The following is an 18,405-nucleotide window of genomic DNA, read 5'->3' as shown; positions in this document are numbered from 1 at the left end:
ACCGACGCAGGTATGGAAACGCCCCCTCCGCAGACCGGACGCACCGAACTCACCGAGGCGGACGTCGCGGCGTTCAGGCAACAGCTCGGCCGGCCCCCGCGCGGTCTGCGCGCCATCGCGCACCGCTGCCCCTGCGGGCAGCCCGATGTGGTGGAGACCGCCCCGCGGCTGCCGGACGGTACGCCGTTCCCCACGCTCTACTACCTGACCTGCCCGCGCGCGGCCTCGGCCATCGGCACGCTGGAGGCGAACGGTGTCATGAAGGAGATGACCGAACGCCTCGCGTCCGACCCCGAGTTGGCCGCCGCGTACCGCAAGGCCCACGAGGACTACCTCGCGCGCCGCGACGCGATCGAGCTGCTGTCGGGATTCCCGAGCGCGGGCGGGATGCCGGACCGGGTGAAGTGCCTGCACGTGCTGGTCGGCCACTCGCTCGCGGCGGGTCCGGGAGTGAACCCGCTGGGTGACGAGGCGCTGGCGATGCTGCCCGAGTGGTGGCGCAAGGGGCCTTGTGTGATCCCGTTCACAAACGACGGACCCACCGGCGGACCCGCGGACGGATCCACCGACGAAGCCGCCGGGGCGGACACCTCGGCCGGCCCCCAGGGAGACACCGTATGACCAGGGTCGCGGCGATCGACTGCGGTACGAACTCCATCCGGCTCCTGGTCGCCGACGCCGATCCCGCGACCGGCGAACTCACCGACCTGGACCGGCGCATGACGATCGTGCGGCTCGGCCAGGGTGTCGACCGCACGGGCCGGCTCGCCCCCGAGGCGCTGGAGCGCACCTTCGCGGCCTGCCGTGAGTACGCGGAGGTCGTCAAGCGGCACGGGGTGGACCGGATCCGTTTCGTGGCCACCTCCGCCTCCCGGGACGCCGAGAACCGCGACGACTTCGTCCGCGGTGTGCTCGACATCCTCGGTGTCGAGCCCGAGGTGATCACCGGCGACCAGGAGGCGGAGTTCTCCTTCACCGGCGCCACCAGGGAACTGGCCGGCACCGACCTGGAGAAGCCGTATCTGGTCGTGGACATCGGCGGCGGCTCCACCGAGTTCGTCGTCGGCTCCGACCGGGTCGCCGCGGCCCGCTCCGTGGACGTGGGCTGTGTACGGCTGACCGAGCGGCACCGGCCTGCCGACCCGGCCACCCTCGCCGACATCACCGCCCTGCGCGCGGACATCGCCACCGCCCTGGACACGGCGGCGCGGGACGTCCCGTTCGGCGAGGCCCGCACCCTCGTGGGCCTGGCCGGTTCCGTCACCACGGTCGCGGCGATCGCGCTGGGTCTGACGGAGTACGACTCGGAGGTGATCCATCACTCGCGCATCCCCTTCGAGACGGTCCGGGAGATCACCACGACGCTGTTGTCCTCCACCCACGCCGAGCGCGAGACGATCCCGGTGATGCATCCGGGGCGGGTGGACGTGATCGTGACGGGTGCGCTGATCCTGCTCACGATCATGGAACGGACCGGTGCGCGGGAGGTCGTCGTGAGCGAGCACGACATCCTCGACGGCATCTGCTGGTCGATCGCCTGAGCGGGTGACGGCGGGGTGCCGCGGGCGCCTTCCGGGGTGTCCCGAGCGTCTTTACGGGGGTCTTACGGGGTCTCTGCCCCACACTCCGGAACGAAGTTCGTGAAGTTCTTCACAAGGAAAACCGCCGGGTTGGGCCCACATCGCTCCCCGGGGGCCTCCGGCACCGGCCCGGCGCCCGGACACGGTCGGTCAACGGGCTGTGGCGGCCGTGTTGCGGGGGTGTGAACAGCCCGGTGGTCCACCCCCGTGAAACCCCTCAAGGGCCAGCTCACGAGGGGTGCGGAAGGTTCCGCGGGACCGCCTGGTCCCACCGCGGGACCGGGAGGTCGATCAAGCGGGCCGCGAAGTGTAGCAGAGGTATGGGGGGTGCTTGTGAAGGGGCTCACGAGCACCCCCTCCCGGGCAGGTGGATACTCGATGGCATGAGCACCACGGAGCGTCCCAGGATCCTTGTTGTAGGCGGAGGGTACGTAGGCCTGTACGCAGCTCGTCGCATTCTGAAGAAGATGCGCTACGGGGAGGCGACGGTCACCGTCGTCGACCCCCGCTCGTACATGACGTACCAGCCCTTCCTCCCCGAAGCCGCCGCCGGCAACATCTCGCCCCGGCACGTCGTCGTACCGCTGCGACGCGTGCTGCCCAAGGCTGAGGTGCTCACCGGCCGGGTCACGACCATCGACCAGGACCGCAAGGTCGCCACGGTCTCCCCGCTCGTCGGTGAGGCCTACGAGCTGCCCTTCGACTATCTGATCGTCGCCCTCGGCGCCGTCTCCCGTACCTTCCCGATCCCCGGCCTCGCCGAGCAGGGCATCGGCATGAAGGGCATCGAGGAGGCGATCGGCCTGCGCAACCACGTGCTCGAACAGCTCGACAAGGCCGACTCCACGACCGACGAGGAGGTCCGCCGCAAGGCGCTGACCTTCGTCTTCGTCGGCGGCGGATTCGCCGGCGCCGAGACCGTCGGCGAGGTCGAGGACCTGGCGCGCGACGCGGCGAAGTACTACACGAACGTCAAGCGCGAGGACATGCGCTTCCTGCTCGTCGACGTCGCCGACAAGATCCTTCCCGAGGTCGGCCCGAAGCTGGGCTCCTGGGGCAAGGAGCACCTGGAGAGCCGCGGCGTCGAGGTCTACCTCAAGACCGGCATGGAGTCCTGCGTCGACGGCCGTGTGGTGCTCGGCAACGGGCTGGAGGTCGACTCCAACACGATCGTGTGGACCGCGGGCGTCAAGCCCAACCCGGCGCTCGCCCGCTACGGCCTGCCGCTCGGCCCGCGCGGTCACGTCGACACCGACGCCAAGCTCCAGGTGCGCGGGACCGACTACATCTGGGCCGCCGGTGACAACGCCCAGGTCCCCGACGTGGCCGCCCGCAAGGCCGGTGTCGAGAACGCCTGGTGCCCGCCGAACGCCCAGCACGCGCTGCGTCAGTCGAAGGTCCTCGGCGACAACGTGATCTCCGGTCTGCGGGGCTTCCCGCAGCAGGAGTACAGCCACGCGAACAAGGGCGCGGTCGCCGGTCTCGGCATGCACAAGGGTGTCGCGATGATCGTCGTCGGCAAGATGAAGATCAAGTTCCGTGGCCGGCTCGCCTGGTACATGCACCGCGGCTACCACGGCATGGCGATGCCGACCTGGAACCGCAAGATCCGTGTCTTCGCCGACTGGACGCTCTCGGCGTTCCTCAAGCGCGAGGTCGTCTCGCTCGGCGCGATGGAGACACCGCGCGAGGAGTTCTACGAGGCGGCCAAGCCCGCGCCGGCGCGTCAGACCGCCGCGCCGGTCTCCGGGTCCGGCTCGGAGCAGGACTCCGGCCAGGTGAGGGCCGGGGCCGGGACGCGCGTCAAGGCGTCCTGACCGCGCGCACCCTCCCACCGACCCGAAAGGGCCGCCCGCCATCCGTGGTGCGGGCGGCCCTTTCGCGTGCGCCCGGTCCGAAGATGGGTACGAGACAACAGGTAAGGGTGCGCATCGGTAGAAGTCGGCACAAATTCCATGGCCTGTGCAGCTATTTTTGCCCACCCATTGCGCGCTGCCGGGACTCCCACGCCCCGTCGGCGGTGTTCACGAGTGAGTTGAGCATTTCTGGGATCCCCTTTCACGGAGGTGTGCGCCATGGCCGATGCCGCACTGCGGCTGACCACTCTCGCCGAGGAACTGCTGGGGGCCCCGCTCCCCGTGCGTATCCGTGCCTGGGACGGCAGCGAATCGGGCCCGCCGGGCGCGCCGACACTCGTCGTACGGCACCGCAGGGCCCTGCGCCGGCTGCTGTGGAAGCCGGGCGAGTTGGGACTGGCCCGCGGCTGGGTGGCCGGCGAGATCGACATCGACGGCGATCTGTACGCGGCCCTGTCGCGGATCGCCGGGCTGCTCTGGGGGCGCGGCGCCGACACCGGGGAGTCGGTGCACCCGCTGCGCGACCCGCGCCTGCGCGCCGCCGCCAAGGGACTCGTGGAGATCGCCGGACCCTGGCCGCCGCCACCGCCGCCCCCCGAGGAGGTGCGGCGCAGAAGCGGCGCCCTGCACACCAGGAACCGCGACCGGGCGGCGATCAGCCACCACTACGACGTGGGCAACGACTTCTACGAGATGGTCCTCGGACCGTCGATGGTCTACTCGTGCGCCTACTTCGATGAGCCCGGCGCCACGCTGGAGGACGCCCAGCGCGACAAGCTCGACCTCGTCTGCCGCAAGCTCGGGCTGACGGAGGGCGAGCGGCTGCTCGACGTCGGCTGCGGCTGGGGCTCCATGGCCATCCACGCGGCGCGCGAGTACGGCGTCCAGGTCACGGGGGTCACGCTCTCCCGCGAGCAGGCCGCCTACGCGCGAAAGCGCATCGCGGACGAGGGCCTGACCGACCGCGTCGAGATCCGGGTCCAGGACTACCGGGACGTCAGGGACGGTCCGTACGACGCCATCTCGTCCATCGGCATGGCCGAACACGTCGGCTCGGTCCGCTACCGCGAGTACGCCGACGACCTGTTCGCCCTCCTCAAGCCGGGCGGGCGACTGCTCAACCACCAGATCGCGCGCCGCCCCGAGCGCGACGAATCCGAGTACCACATCGACGACTTCATCGACGCGTACGTCTTCCCCGACGGCGAACTGGCCCCGCTCGGCCGCACCGTCTCCACGCTGGAGGAGGCCGGCTTCGAGGTCAGGGACGTCGAATCCCTGCGTGAGCACTACGCGCTGACGCTCCGTCAGTGGGTGCGGAACCTGGAGCGGCGCTGGCCGGAGGCCGTCCGGACCACCTCACCCGGCCGCGCCCGCGTGTGGCGCCTCTACATGGCCGCATCGGCGCTCTCCTTCGAGCACAACAGGATCGGCGTCAACCAGATCCTGGCGGTACGGTCCCGGGAATCGGGCGACTCCTCCCTCCCGCTGCGCACGCGTACCTGGAACTGACACGAGTCACCCGGCCCGGCCCATGGACCGAGAAGCACGAGCACACAGCACGAGCACCGAGCACGGAAACGGGCGCCGGGGGGGGCCCCCCCCCCCCCCCCCCCCCCCCCCCCCCCCCCCCCCCCCCCCCCCCCCCCCCCCCGTCGACGCCGCCCGGCCTCACTCCGTCTTGATCGCCGTCAGCATGTTCAGCTTCGCCGCGCTGCGCGCCGGCCAGAGCGCGGCCAGCACACCCACCAGCCCCGCGAGCACCATGAAGATCCCGATCCGCTCCCACGGCAGGACCAGTACGTAGCCGGGGACCGAGGAGCGGATCGTCTCGCCGATCGCCCAGGCCAGGAACGTACCGAGCCCGACACCGACCAGCGCGCCGAAGAGCGAGATCACCACGGCCTCCAGCCGGATCATCCGCTTGACCCTGCGACGGTCCAGACCGATGGCCCGCAGCATGCCGATCTCCTGCTGACGCTCGAAGACGGACATCGCGAGGGTGTTGACGACACCGAGCACCGCGATGATCAGCGCCATCCCGAGGAGCCCGTACATGATGTTCAGCGCGGTGTTGATCAGGCCGCCGAACATGTTCCTGATGTCCTGCTGGTCGGAGACGCTGATCGCGGGGTTGTCGCCGAGCGCGTTCACCAGCGCCTGCTCGTTGGCCTCGCTCATGCCGCCGTCCATCGACACGTACACCTCGCGCGTGTACGGCTTCGCCTCGTGCGGCCCCACCAGATCGGTCGAGATCAGCACCGGCGAGACGAACTCGTTGGCCTCGTACGTGGCGCCGATCTTCAGCCGCGCCGTCTTGTCGTCCTGGTACTTCACCGGGACGGTGTCGCCCGTCTTCAGACCCCGGGACTTCGCGGTGTCCGAGTCCATCGCGATCGCGTCACCGCTCAGCGAGCCCAGCGAACCGCTCTCCGTCTTCAGCGCGAGCACCCGCTCGATGTCCCCGGGGGTCACGCCCGAGACGGAGGTGTCCTCGCCCTTGATCTCCAGGTACGACGCCCGCTGCGGGGAGACCGCGCTGACGCCCGGAGCCTTCTCCAGCGCCTCGACCGCCGACTCGTCGAGCCCGCCGCCGCTGGCCATCGTGACCATGTAGTCGGCCTTGATGTTGTCGGTGGTCATCTTGTCGATGGCCTGACCGAGGGTCACACCGATGACGGTCAGACCGGTGACCAGCGTGAGGCCGATCGCCAGCGCGGAGGCGGTGGCGCCGGTACGGCGCGGGTTGCGCACCGCGTTCTGCCCGGCCAGCTTGCCCGCGACGCCGTAGAGACGCTTGAGCAGCGGCTGAGCGAGGGCGATGACCGGGCGCGACAGCAGCGGGATGAGCACGATGATGCCGACGAGCGCGAAGAACGCGCCGCCGCCGATGAGCAGCTTGCCGTCCTTCCCGGCCGAGGCGCCGGCGATGATCCCCGCGGCGCCGATGAGGGTGAGCACGGCGCCGATCGAGTTGCGCAGGATGAGCGACTTCACCGTGGCCACGGCGTGCACGCTGCTCATGGCGGCGACCGGCGGGATCTTCGCGGCCCGGCGGGCGGGCAGCCAGGCGGCGATCAGGGTGATCACCACGCCGACACCGAAGGCGGCGGCGACGGCGACCGGGGTGATCATCAGCGGTCCCGCGGGCACTTTCGCACCGAACGAGCCCATGGCCGAGCGCAGTCCGACGGCGAGACCGACGCCGAGGACGAAGCCGACGGCGGACGCGAAGAGACCCACGACCAGCGCCTCGATCAGCACCGAGCGCTTGACCTGGCGGCGCGAGGCGCCGACGGCGCGCAGCAGCGCCAGCTCCTTGGTGCGCTGGGCGACCAGCATGGTGAAGGTGTTGGAGATCAGGAAGATGCCGACGAAGAGGGCGATGGCCGCGAAGGCGAGCAGCATCTGGTTGATGCCGCTGAGCTGACGCTCGATCTGGTCGGCCTGCTCGGCCGCCAGCTGGGTGCCGGTCTGGGCCTCGGCGTCCTCGGGCAGCAGCGGCTCCACCGCGTCGAGGATCTTCGACTCGGACGCGCCGGGCGCCGCCTTGACGGTGGCGTCCTGGAAGAAGCCCGGCTCCAGGTAGAGCTTCTGCGCGACCGCCGTCTCGAAGAGCACGAGGCTGCCCCCCGCGTTGACCGCGCCGTCCTCGGTGGTGAAGATGCCGGAGAGGGTGTACTCCTTCACCGGCCCGTTGGTCGAGACCCGCACGGGCTTGCCGACCTCGTACTCACCGCGGGACGCGGTGGACTTGTCGAGCGCGATCTCGTCGGCCTTCTCGGGGCCCGTGCCGGCGGTGAAGTCGTAGGCGGCGTCCTTGCCGTCCTCGTCCGGGGAGAAGTTCGTGCCGGTGTTGGACCAGCCGTTGCCGATCAGCTTGCCGTCCGGGTCGGCCACGCCGGCGAAGCCGTCGACCCGTCCGGTCACGGAGGTCACTCCGTCGATGGCGCCGATCTTGTCGAGGGTCTCCGGGCTGAGTCCCGGCTCCGGCTTCTTCCCGTCGGGGCCCGTCTCGTCGGAGGCGTAGCTGGAGACGGAGACGGCCACGTCCTTGTAGCTCTTGGCCGACTGCTTGTTGAAGGCGTTGCCGAGGGTGTCGGTGAAGACCAGGGTGCCGGAGACGAAGGCCACGCCGAGCATCACGGCGAGCACGGTCATCAGCAGCCGGGCCTTGTGCGCGAGCACGGTGCGCAGGGCGGTACGGAACATGATGGAAGTCCAGGTGAGTGGCAGAAGGGACGGACGGCTCGGCCGCGTGCGGGCAGGGCGGACCGGCCGCGGTGGAGTGCGGGGTCGGCCGCGGGGAGGACGGACGGCCGGCGCGCGGTGTCAGGGGCGCCGGGCGGCGGGCGTCAGCTCGTACGGCCCTTGGAGTCGAAGGCCTTCATACGGTCGAGCACGCCGTCGGCGGTGGGGTTCTGCATCTCGTCGACGATCCGGCCGTCGGCGAGGAAGATCACGCGGTCCGAGTACGAGGCGGCCACCGGGTCGTGCGTCACCATCACGACGGTCTGGCCCAGCTCCCGTACGGAGTTGCGCATGAAGCCCAGGACCTCGGCGCCGGCCCGTGAGTCCAGGTTCCCGGTCGGTTCGTCGCCGAAGATGATCTCGGGGCGGGAGGCGAGCGCGCGGGCGACGGCCACGCGCTGCTGCTGACCGCCGGAGAGCGCGCTGGGACGGTGGTGGAGCCGGTCCTTGAGGCCGATCATCGTGACCACGTTGTCCAGCCACTGCTTGTCGGGCTTACGGCCCGCGATGTCCATGGGGAGCGTGATGTTCTCCAGGGCCGTCAGTGTCGGCAGCAGGTTGAACGCCTGGAAGATGAAGCCGATCTTGTCCCGGCGGAGCTGGGTGAGCTGCTTGTCCTTGAGCGTGCCCAGCTCGGTGTCGCCGATGCGCACCGAGCCGCTGCTGAAGGTGTCGAGCCCGGCCACGCAGTGCATCAGGGTCGACTTGCCGGACCCGGAGGGGCCCATGATCGCGGTGAACTGGCCCTGCCGGAAGTCGACGGTGACCTGGTCGAGCGCCACGACCTGTGTCTCGCCCTGCCCGTAGACCTTGGACAAGCCGGAGGCGTGGGCCGCCACGGCGCTGGCGCGGAGGAGAGGCATGGTCGTCACGGGTGGGGCTCCTGTTCGGGGTGTGTGGGGTGGACTGACTTCATCCTCTCGGCCGTCCGGCGCCGAGTCGTCACTCCGCATGCCCGTTCCGGTGGCCCCCTCGGGTCGGACCGCGGCGCCGCCGTGTCCTCCTCCGGTATGACGCCGCCCCTTACTCATGTCATCCGGTCGTCCACCTGTCGCCTGAACGACGGCTCCGCGCAATCCGTGTGCGGGGAGTGGCGAATAGTAGACAGAGAGCGGCGACTTTCCGTCATATCCCGAGGGTCGTATCAAGACCTTCGTCCTGCTTCCGGCATGTGCCGATGGCGTGTTACCAGGGCTGACACTCCCTCAGGTGCCAATAAAATCAGACAGGATCGTCCAGGTACTCGGCTGTCCGAGGGGTCCTCCCGGATAGGCTCGTGAGCCAACGCGGAGCCGCGTACGCCCGGATGGTGGAATGCAGACACGGCGAGCTTAAACCTCGCTGCCCCAAATGGGGCGTACCGGTTCAAGTCCGGTTCCGGGCACACTCTCTGAACGTGTGCTGACCTGCGAAGATCGATTCTTCCCTCACTTTTTTGCCTTTGAGGCACAGTGCTGCTGAAACGTGCCTGCAGACCGGCCCGATCGACCAACTCGGTTGAAGTGTAGAGCTCTTGACGAATAGTCAGCTCTGATTCGCGACGAAGTCCCAGCTCAGAGCCTTGATCATCTTGTCGAGTGCGCGTCAATCCAGTGAATCCGGCGCTCCGGAACGGCTGTCCGCGGGAGCGCTCTCCGAAGACCCCCGGAGGGTCGTGGACACGCCACCCGGCGACACTCCGGGCCGGCCCCCGCCACCCGGCCCCGCACCCCCCGCGTCACGATCGAGGAAAGATCCTCCTGGGGCACTAGGGTGTTCCCTTTGCTCCCGCATTACTCTTGTGCCAAGGCCGCGCAGGGTGGCCGCCATGGAGGAGTGAGATGAGGAGCAGTAACCCGGTCTTCTCGCGACGGGGCTTCAGCCGCGACAACGGCCAAGCGGGCTTCAACGCGGCGCCGCAGGCCGGGGGCCCCGCCGTAGGAACCGCGCAGAACCCGTACGCGACCAACCCGTACGCCACCAACCCCTACGCCCCGCAGACCGACGGTCAGTACGGCGGCGCCGGACCGCAGGCGCCCGCACGCGCCGGGGTCATGACGATCGACGACGTCGTGACGCGCACCGCGTCGACGCTCGGCACGGTCGTCCTCACGGCCGTCCTCGCCTGGGTCCTGCTCCCCGTCGACCAGGACAACGTCGGCAAGTCGTACGGCATCGCCATCGGCGCCGCCCTCGTGGCCCTCGTCCTGGCGCTGGTCCAGTCGTTCAAGCGCAAGCCGGTCCCCGCGCTGATCCTGGGCTACGCCGCGTTCGAGGGCGTCTTCCTCGGCGTGATCAGCAGCGCGGTGAGCACGTACCTCTCGCCGGGCGTGGTCGTCCAGGCGGTGATGGGCACCATGGCGGTCTTCGCCGGTGTGCTGATCGCCTACAAGATGCGCTGGATCCGCGTCACGCGCCGTTTCTACGGCTTCGTGATGGCCGCCGCGATGGGCTTCGTGCTCCTCATGGTCGCCAACCTGCTGTTCAGCGTCTTCGGCGGCGGTGACGGCCTCGGCTTCCGCAGCGGCGGCCTCGGCATCCTCTTCGGAGTGATCGGCATCATCCTCGGCGCGTGCTTCCTGGCGCTCGACTTCAAGCAGGTCGAGGACGGCGTCACGTACGGCGCGCCGCGCGAGGAGTCGTGGATGGCGGCCTTCGGCCTCACCATGACGCTGGTCTGGATCTACCTGGAGATGCTGCGTCTCTTCTCGATCCTGAGCGGAAACGACTAGTCGGTGCGATGACCGGATCGGTTTCACCCGGCCCGCCGGGGTGAAACCGATCCGACCTCAACGTGGTCATGACGAGTCATGACGAAGGGGTCAACGGGCTGTCGCCCGTTGACCCCTTCCGTCTTCCGTCCCGCGGGCCGGGTGTCAGCCGAGGCGGCGCGCCGCCCGCCTCAGATCGTGCTCGTGGATGATCGCCTTCGCGTGCCCGTACGCGAGGTCGTGCTCACCCCGGAGCCAGGCGACCTTCTCGTCGAAACGGACAAGGGCGGGACCTTCGTCGACCGTGCGGAGCCAGTCGGAGATCTCGCGACCGGTGCACTGTGGGATACGGGACAGCAGGTTGCGATGGGTCTCTTCGGAGAAAACAAGGGACATCGGCGCCTCCGGACGCTGCTTCACGTACTGGTCCTTCACGTCACCGTGCCTGAGCGGCCCTCCGTTGGCAACAGTTCGGCACGGGCGCGTAGGGTCGCGGCGTGCTTGATACGACGCGCCTGACCGCCGCCGTGGACCGATTCGCCGACCGGCTGCGGGCAGCCCCGCAGAGCAGGTTGCAGCGAGGGGCCGCGGCCGAAGCGCTGGCTCTGGCCAGGGAACTGTCCGCGACGGCCCAGCGCCTGGAAGCCGTGGACGGCGGGCCACCGGAGCCGCCGAGGATCATGCCGGACGCCGGCGTCTTCGTCGTGGCCGATCAACTGACCGTCGCGGCGGGTGATTTGGCCGAGGCACTGAGAACGGCCCCGTCCGTGGCGGAACTGGACGAGGCCGTGAGGGCGGTGGAGCGGGCGGTGGCTAGAGCGAGGCTATGACCCGGTCCGCGAGGATGTAGATGTGGTCACCGGCGGCGGCGTTCTCACCCGTCGACTCCGTGTTCCCGGCGCTGTCACCGTCCTCCGCGCCGGTGTTCACGCCACAGGAGAACGTGAGGGCGTACGCCCCCGAGACGCCCGAGCCGCCCAGCAGGAACGGCGTACCACCGTCGCGCAGCGCGCCCGCGAGGCGTTCGGCGGTCTCGCGGTGGCCCGGTGTCATGCAGAGCGTCGTACCGTCCGTGAAGACATACACGTCCAGCGTGCCCAGCGGGCCGGGGCGGACGTCGGCGAGAGCGGTACGGGCGTCGGCCAGCTCCTCCAGCCGCGCCACCGTCCGCTCGTGGTCGGTGACGACCGGGGTGCGCACCGGCACGAAGTCCGGGTGCGAGGGGTGCCTGCGGCGGGCCGCGGCCAGCTCCGGGGAGTCCTCGGCGAACTCACCGATCTCGCTGACCTCACTCACCTCGCTCAGCTCCGGCAGTCCGTCGTACTCGCCGGGGCCGTCCAGCTCGTCCAGCTCGTCGAAGCGGGCGAGGCGCGCGGCGTCGGCCGGGTCGTCCAGCTCGCCGCGCTCCCGCAGCTCGGCGAGTTCCGCCAGCTCCGTGAGGTCGTCGTAGTCGTCGTCCGTGATCCGGCGGGCCCGGTCGGCCCGGTCGAGTGCGTCGAGGTCCAGCGCCTCCAGGCCCACGAAGTCGGCCTGGCGCGGCACGTAGAAAGGCCCGTCGTCGGTGCCGGAGCCGGCGAGGCCGCCCAGCAGCGACGGCGCGTCGCCGGCGTCGCGGGCCTCCTGCGCGGCCCAGAAGGCGCGCGCCTCGGCCAGCTCCCGCTCGCGCTCCTCGGCCAGGGCCTCGGCCACCGCGAGCCGTATGTCCTCGGTGGACGTGGCGGCGGCCGGAGCCGACTCGCCGGAGCGTGCCTGCGGTACGGCGGCGTGGCCGCCAGGGTTGGCCAGCGACAGTTCGCCGCGCAGGGCCGTGACCTCCCGCCGCAGCCCATGAGCGGCGTGCAGGGCGGCGACGCCCACGGCCGTGGCGGCGGCCGTGGTAAGCAGCAGGGCAATAGACATGGCGCTCACTGACTTACTCCCGGTCTTCAATGGTCCCCCGACTTCCTACATCAGCTTGTCGCGGGGGCGCGCACGTCGGCAGTGCATTACGTCATGAATTGGACAGGTCTTTCGGCCTTAGGGCCGGCCCCAATGCTGCCGTGACCAGCGTAAATGGGTCTCCCCCAGGAGGTAGGTCACATCCTGGGGGAGATTGAGTCACGACTGGGGCTCGGCGGGATTCGACCGCCGCACTCGTACCTCGGGGCCCCTACCCTCCGCTCCGGCTCAGCTCAGCCGCTCGGTGTTTTGGGTCGCGTTCGCTTCGCCACCGCTGCGGGCAGGTGCCGCCCTCGTACCTCGGGTGGCCCCTACCCTCCGCTCCGGCTCAGCTCAGCCGCACGGTGTCTTGGGTCGCGTTCGCTTCGCCACCGCTGCGGGCAGGTGCCGCCCTCGTACCTCGGGCGGCCCCTACCCTCCGCTCCGGCTCAGCTCAGCCGCTCGATGACCATGGCCATGCCCTGGCCGCCGCCGACGCACATCGTCTCCAGGCCGAACTGCTTGTCGTGGAACTGGAGCCCGTTGATCAGCGTGCCCGTGATCCGCGCGCCCGTCATGCCGAAGGGGTGGCCCACGGCGATGGCGCCACCGTTGACGTTCAGCTTGTCGAGGTCGACGCCGAGGTCCCGGTAGGAGGGGATGACCTGTGCGGCGAACGCCTCGTTGATCTCCACCAGGTCGATGTCGCCGATGCCCAGGCCCGCGCGGCGCAGCGCCTGCTTGCTGGCCTCGACGGGGCCGTACCCCATGATCTCCGGCGAGAGGCCGGAGACGCCGGTGGAGACGATCCGGGCCAGCGGGGTCAGACCCAGTTCGAGCGCCTTGGTGTCCGACATGATCACGAGGGCCGCGGCGCCGTCGTTGAGCGGGCAGCAGTTGCCGGCGGTGACCAGTCCGTCGGGGCGGAAGACGGGCTTGAGGCCCTGGGTGCCCTCCAGGGTGATGCCCGCGCGGGGGCCGTCGTCCTTGGCCACCACCGTGCCGTCCGGCGTTGTGACCGGGGTGATCTCGCGCTCCCAGAAGCCGTTCTTGATGGCTTCCTCGGCGAGGTTCTGGGACCGCACGCCGAACTCGTCCATGTCGCGCCGGGTGATGCCCTTGAGGCGGGCCAGGTTCTCGGCGGTCTGGCCCATCGCGATGTACGCGTCGGGCAGCAGGCCGTCCTCGCGCGGGTCGTGCCAGTCCGCGCCCTCGGAGGCGGCGACGGTGGCCGTACGGGCCTCGGCGTCGGCGAAGGCCGGGTTGTGGGTGCCGGGCATGCCGTCGCTGGAGCCGTTGACGGAGCGGGACACCATCTCGACGCCGGCGGAGATGAAGACGTCGCCCTCACCTGCCTTGATGGCGTGCAGCGCCATCCGGGAGGTCTGGAGCGAGGACGAACAGTAACGGGTGATAGTGCAGCCGGGGAGGTGGTCCATCCCCATCTGTACGGCGACGATCCGGCCCAGGTTGTGCCCCTGCTCGCCGCCGGGGAGGCCGCAGCCGAGCATCAGGTCGTCGATGTCGCGCGGATCGAGCTCGGGGATCTTGGCGAGCGCGGCCTGGATGATGGTGGCGGTCAGGTCGTCGGGCCGCAGCTCCTTCAGGGAGCCCTTGAAGGCCCGGCCGATGGGGGAGCGGGCGGCAGAGACGATCACGGCTTCGGGCATCACGGCTCCAGAGGGTGCGGTACGGCGGGAGTGCCGTCTGGTGAAGTTACCCGCACGTACGGCTCGGGTCACCGGGCCGGACGTGTGACGAGTGCCGCATCCGGCTCCGCCCGTGCCGCGGGGCGCGGCCTGCCGCGCCTGTCCTCGATCGCCGGACGGGCTTGACAGCCCGCCCCGGCGATCGAGGACACTCCCGCCCCCTTGAACCGCGCGCTCCGACCCGGCCTGGGCGCGGGCACGCGCCTCTCGGCCCCGGCCCCACCCGGCCCGCGCTCCTCGGGCTGGGCCCGCCCCGGGCCCCGACCCGGCCCGCGCTCCTCGGGCTGGGCGCCGACCCCGGCCGGGCGCGGGGACGCGCTTCTCGGCCCCGGCCCCCCGGCTCCTCGGTTCGGCCCGCCCTGGGCCCTGTCTCCGCCCTGGGCCCTGGCCCAGGCCTGGGGCGCCAGCCCATGCTCCCCGCCGACCCCGATCCCGACCCCGACCCCGACCCCGACCCCGACCCCGACCCCGACCCCGATCCCGACCCCGACCCCGACCCGCCTCGGCCTGGGGCGTGGCCTCGGCTCCGGTCCTGACCCGGCCTCGGCTCCGGCCGGGCCCGCGCTCCCTGGCCCGCGCTTCGCGGGCTCGGCCCCTGGCCCCCGGTGCGCTCCCTGACCCGATCCCGACCCAACCTCGGCCCCCGGCCTCGATTCGCCCCGCCCCGGTCCCGGCCCGCGTTCCTCGGGCTCGGCCCTGGGCGCCGGCCCTGCCCCGGCGCCCAGGCCGGCCCCGGGGCCCGGCGCTTCGGGTCAGTGGCGGTTGGCGTTCTCCTTCGGTGGCGGTGGTGCGGCCGGCTCCGTCTGGGTCGGCTCGGGCTCCGGCAGGCGCCGGCGTCTGCGGTGCTTGAGCAGGGCCCACGGCGCCCGCGCGCCCGTGACCTCCGTACCCGCCTCGGCCGCGGCCTCGGCCGCCGCCTTCGCCACCGGCAGCATGTCCTCGTCGCGCGAGGAGTCCAGATGGTCCGTCTCCGGCCACAGGCCGAGCACCGCGCACAGCGTCGGCAGGACGGCCATCGCCGCCGTCGCGTACCCCTCCGTCGACGGGTGGTAGTTGTCCGCGCCGAACATCTCCCGGGGGTTCGCCTCGAACTCCGGTCCCAGCAGATCGCCGAGCGAGACCGTACGGGCGCCCTGCTCGACCGCCACGATCGTCTGGGCCGCCGCGAGCTGTCGGCTCACCCGGCGGGCCAGCCAGCGCAGCGGCTGGTACACCGGCTCGATCGTCCCCAGGTCGGGGCAGGTCCCGACGACGACCTCCGCGCCCGCCGTGCGCAGCCTCCGTACCGCCGTCGCGAGACAGCGGACCGAGGCGGTGGCCGACATCCGGTGGGTCACGTCGTTCGCGCCGACGATGATCACGCAGACGTCCGGGGTGCGGAACGTGTCCGAGAGCAGCAGCGTCACCTGGCGTTCCAGATCGTCCGACTGCGCCCCCGGCTCCGCCACGTTCCGCAGGTCGACCGGGCGCTCGGCCACCGCCGCCAGCCCGGAGGCGAGGAGCGCCCCCGGTGTCTGGCCCGCCCGCCGCACGCCCTGGCCGGCCGCCGTGGAGTCACCGAGGATGCCCATCCGCAGGGGGTCGGTGTGTCCGTACGCCAGTCCGTACCAGCCGTTGCCACGGGGCGGGATCGGCGCCGTACCGCCGCCGACCGACCGTTTCGCCAGCTGTACCTCGGCCAGGACGAGTCCCACCCCGGCCGCTCCCAGCAGACCGACGCTCCCTCCGCCGAAGGCGGCACCTGCCGCGATCCGCCGTGCCACCCGCGCTCTCGACACAGTCCGGGTCACCTCCCTGTAGTCCCGCCAGTCCCTCTGGCCGTTCACACGATGCGGCGTTTCGCACACCGGGTTCGGACCAGCAAGAGGTAATTGCCCCGTAACGGGCGTGGCCCAATCTCTTCCGCCTACGCATACGCTGGCCGGACCATCACGGAGACCCCGGAGACAACGGTGCAATTCCACGACTCGATGATCAGTCTGGTTGGCAATACCCCGCTGCTGAAGCTGGGCAATGTGACCTCGGGCATCCAGGCGACAGTCCTGGCCAAGGTCGAATACTTCAATCCGGGCGGTTCGGTGAAGGACCGGATCGCCCTGCGCATGATCGAGGCGGCCGAGGAGAGCGGCGAACTCCGGCCCGGTGGCACCATCGTCGAACCGACGAGCGGCAACACCGGCGTCGGACTGGCGATCGTGGCCCAGCAGAAGGGCTACCACTGCATTTTCGTCTGCCCCGACAAAGTCTCCACGGACAAGATCAACGTGCTGCGGGCGTACGGCGCCGACGTCGTCGTCTGCCCCACGGCCGTCGACCCCGAGCACCCCGACTCGTACTACAACGTCTCCGACCGGCTGGTGCGTGAGACTCCGGGCGCCTGGAAGCCCGACCAGTACAGCAACCCGAACAACCCGCGCTCGCACTACGAGACCACCGGTCCCGAACTGTGGGAGCAGACGGACGGGCGGATCACCCACTTCGTCACGGGCATCGGCACGGGCGGCACGATCAGCGGCACCGGCCGGTATCTGAAGGAGGTCAGCGAGGGGCGCGTCACGGTCGTCGGCGCCGACCCCGAGGGATCCGTCTACTCCGGCGGTTCGGGCCGCCCGTATCTGGTCGAGGGCGTCGGCGAGGACTTCTGGCCGAGCGCGTACGACCGGACCGTCACCGACGAGATCGTCGCCGTGTCCGACAAGGACTCCTTCCAGATGACGCGCCGCCTCGCCAAGGAGGAGGGCCTGCTGGTGGGCGGCTCCTGCGGCATGGCGGTCGTGGCGGCGCTGCGGGGCGCGGAGCGGCTCGGCCCCGACGACGTGGTGGTCGTGCTGCTGCCCGACAGCGGCCGGGGCTACCTCAGCAAGATCTTCAACGACGAGTGGATGAACGACTACGGCTTCCTGGAGCAGGCCGGGGACGCCCCCCGGGTCGGTGACGTCCTGCGGTACAAGGAGGGCGGCGGCCTCCCCTCCCTCGTGCACATGCACCCCGAGGAGACGGTCGGCCAGGCGATCGAGGTCCTGCGCGAGTACGGCGTCTCGCAGATGCCGATCGTCAAGCCCGGCGCCGGCCACCCGGACGTCATGGCGGCCGAGGTCATCGGCTCCGTCGTGGAGCGCGAACTGCTCGACGCGCTCTTCGCCCAGCGCGCCTCGCTCGGCGACCCGCTGGAGAAGCACATGTCGGGCCCGCTGCCGCAGGTCGGCTCCGGCGAGCCCGTGGCCGATCTGATGACCGCGCTGAGCGGTGCCAACGCCGCGGCGGCGGCGATCGTGCTGGTTGAGGGGAAGCCGACGGGAGTGGTGAGCCGTCAGGACCTGCTCGCGTTCCTCGCGAAGGACGCCAAGTAGGACCGTGCGGGCCTTCGTGAAAGTGGTACCAGCGCGACATCTACGCGCAGCACGCGCTTAACACGGCTCGGCCACAGTGGTTGTTGTCGGCGCCAGTGATCTCCGGAGCGGCTCCCGGACCACATGGACGCCAGGACACGGTGCCGGTACTGACCCGGCCCGGGTCCCTCGCGGGGACCGCCGTCGTCCCGCCCTCCGGAAACGGGGGTGCGGCGGTCCCCGCGACCATTCCCGTTCGCCGCCGGCCGGTCCGCCGGGGCACGCGAGCCCGGCCTGATCCAGACGGCAGGCCCTTAAGGGCCGTCCCGTGATCCCCGGCGGGCGCGCGACGACGGCTACGGCGCCTCGCCGCGTTGTCGGATCGCCCGAATACGCCCAGTACGAGGACGGCCCTCCGCCTCGCGACGCACCGCATCGACGCCGCGCTGATCCACCGGGGATCACGGGACGGCCCTTAGTCCTCCCAGTCGGACGACTGCTTGGACCGGCGCGGGTTTCCGCGCGCCCAGGGCACCCCGCCTGCCGCCTGCGCCACGTTCACCCCCACGATGCCGAGCCAGGCCACGCACAGCCCGGCGAAGTCCGCCTGCACCACGGCGATCGCGGAGAGCGGGACGGCCAGCACCAGCGAGATGACGCCGAAGCCGTACCGCGCCGCGAACGTCTCCTCCGCGCTGCGCGGGCGGGCGCCGCGGGCGACCACCATCTGCTGTTCGGCGAGCTGACGCCGGACACGGCGGTCCGTCGTGCTGTCGAGGCGCTGATCGAGCTTCTCCAGGAAGGACTCGATGAGCGCGGACTCGTACTCCGACCCCAGCTCTCTGCGGGCCTGAAGGGTGGCGTCGAGCTCTTTCCTGAGCTCAGGGTCGCGGGCTTCCATGGGCATCACGGTACGAAGCCGACGGCCCCCGGAACAGTGGGGCTATCCCCCCTCTTTGCCTGCGGGGTCCCCCAGGCCCGGCGCCCCCTGCTCCCCGCCGGACACCTCTTGCCCGGCTGCATACAGTCATGCAGAGTTCTCGTTGACTGAATAGACAGCCCAAGCCCCGAAG

14 protein-coding genes and 1 tRNA gene are annotated in these 18,405 nt (G+C 70.8%); 8 read left to right on the top strand and 7 right to left on the bottom strand.

Annotated elements, in window-relative coordinates; all coding sequences use genetic code 11:
• The first annotated feature begins 12 nt into the window (after positions 1-12).
• The 4 genes from ACZ61E_RS09535 to ACZ61E_RS09520 all read left to right on the top strand — a co-directional run bounded on the left by ACZ61E_RS09535 (position 13) and on the right by ACZ61E_RS09520 (position 4,948).
• Entirely contained in the window at positions 13-621 is a 609-nt protein-coding gene (locus ACZ61E_RS09535; RefSeq protein WP_469698981.1) for a DUF501 domain-containing protein, read from the top strand.
• Positions 618-1,541, top strand: a complete 924-nt coding sequence (locus ACZ61E_RS09530; RefSeq protein ID WP_469698980.1) for a Ppx/GppA phosphatase family protein — start codon at positions 618-620, stop codon at positions 1,539-1,541. Before ACZ61E_RS09535 ends, ACZ61E_RS09530 begins: the two co-directional genes overlap by 4 nt.
• 422 nt (positions 1,542-1,963) lie before the next feature.
• Complete coding sequence (locus ACZ61E_RS09525; protein ID WP_469698979.1) at positions 1,964-3,397, top strand: NAD(P)/FAD-dependent oxidoreductase; 1,434 nt, start codon at positions 1,964-1,966, stop codon at positions 3,395-3,397.
• Positions 3,398-3,655: 258 nt separating this feature from the next.
• Positions 3,656-4,948 carry a class I SAM-dependent methyltransferase gene (locus ACZ61E_RS09520; RefSeq protein ID WP_469698978.1) on the top strand — a complete coding sequence of 431 codons (1,293 nt, stop codon included), beginning with the start codon at positions 3,656-3,658 and terminating at the stop codon, positions 4,946-4,948.
• A gap of 159 nt (positions 4,949-5,107) precedes the next feature.
• Here ACZ61E_RS09520 and ACZ61E_RS09515 read toward each other — a convergent pair whose 3' ends face one another.
• Together ACZ61E_RS09515 and ACZ61E_RS09510 are read right to left on the bottom strand one after the other, a co-directional pair.
• Positions 5,108-7,648, bottom strand: a complete 2,541-nt coding sequence (locus ACZ61E_RS09515; protein ID WP_469698977.1) for an ABC transporter permease — start codon at positions 7,646-7,648, stop codon at positions 5,108-5,110.
• Between the two features lie 143 nt (positions 7,649-7,791).
• Positions 7,792-8,550, bottom strand: a complete 759-nt coding sequence (locus tag ACZ61E_RS09510; RefSeq protein WP_469699122.1) for an ABC transporter ATP-binding protein — start codon at positions 8,548-8,550, stop codon at positions 7,792-7,794.
• A 437-nt stretch (positions 8,551-8,987) separates the two neighbouring features.
• On the opposite strand from ACZ61E_RS09510, the gene ACZ61E_RS09505 reads away from it, so the two are divergent.
• Together ACZ61E_RS09505 and ACZ61E_RS09500 are read left to right on the top strand one after the other, a co-directional pair.
• Positions 8,988-9,071, top strand: a tRNA-Leu gene (locus ACZ61E_RS09505).
• Between the two features lie 436 nt (positions 9,072-9,507).
• Positions 9,508-10,398: a Bax inhibitor-1/YccA family protein gene (locus tag ACZ61E_RS09500; protein WP_469698976.1), complete on the top strand. Its 891-nt coding sequence runs from the start codon at positions 9,508-9,510 to the stop codon at positions 10,396-10,398.
• A 144-nt stretch (positions 10,399-10,542) separates the two neighbouring features.
• Here ACZ61E_RS09500 and ACZ61E_RS09495 read toward each other — a convergent pair whose 3' ends face one another.
• Positions 10,543-10,773 carry a DUF4287 domain-containing protein gene (locus tag ACZ61E_RS09495; protein ID WP_469699121.1) on the bottom strand — a complete coding sequence of 77 codons (231 nt, stop codon included), beginning with the start codon at positions 10,771-10,773 and terminating at the stop codon, positions 10,543-10,545.
• 101 nt (positions 10,774-10,874) lie between these two features.
• Here ACZ61E_RS09495 and ACZ61E_RS09490 point away from each other — a divergent pair, with 101 nt between their 5' ends.
• Entirely contained in the window at positions 10,875-11,207 is a 333-nt protein-coding gene (locus ACZ61E_RS09490) for a hypothetical protein (protein WP_469698975.1), read from the top strand.
• On the opposite strand, the gene ACZ61E_RS09485 is transcribed toward ACZ61E_RS09490, so the two are convergent.
• The 3 genes from ACZ61E_RS09485 to ACZ61E_RS09475 form a co-directional block, all read right to left on the bottom strand.
• Positions 11,191-12,276, bottom strand: coding sequence for a hypothetical protein (locus ACZ61E_RS09485; protein ID WP_469698974.1), 1,086 nt, complete (start codon positions 12,274-12,276; stop codon positions 11,191-11,193). The two genes, ACZ61E_RS09490 and ACZ61E_RS09485, sit on opposite strands and share 17 nt — an antisense overlap.
• Positions 12,277-12,743: 467 nt before the next feature.
• Complete coding sequence (locus ACZ61E_RS09480) at positions 12,744-13,964, bottom strand: acetyl-CoA C-acetyltransferase (protein ID WP_469698973.1); 1,221 nt, start codon at positions 13,962-13,964, stop codon at positions 12,744-12,746.
• A 791-nt stretch (positions 13,965-14,755) separates the two neighbouring features.
• A complete protein-coding gene (locus ACZ61E_RS09475) occupies positions 14,756-15,766 on the bottom strand; it encodes an SGNH/GDSL hydrolase family protein (protein ID WP_469699120.1) in 1,011 nt (336 codons plus the stop codon).
• Between the two features lie 189 nt (positions 15,767-15,955).
• Between ACZ61E_RS09475 and ACZ61E_RS09470 the strand changes: the two genes are divergently transcribed.
• Positions 15,956-17,353: a cystathionine beta-synthase gene (locus tag ACZ61E_RS09470; protein ID WP_469698972.1), complete on the top strand. Its 1,398-nt coding sequence runs from the start codon at positions 15,956-15,958 to the stop codon at positions 17,351-17,353.
• Positions 17,354-17,807: 454 nt separating this feature from the next.
• Here ACZ61E_RS09470 and ACZ61E_RS09465 read toward each other — a convergent pair whose 3' ends face one another.
• Positions 17,808-18,233, bottom strand: coding sequence for a hypothetical protein (locus tag ACZ61E_RS09465; RefSeq protein ID WP_469698971.1), 426 nt, complete (start codon positions 18,231-18,233; stop codon positions 17,808-17,810).
• Positions 18,234-18,405 lie beyond the last annotated feature (172 nt).

The organism is Streptomyces sp. NPDC104581, from assembly GCF_055583685.1.
This window is presented reverse-complemented; position numbering and strand designations above follow the sequence as displayed.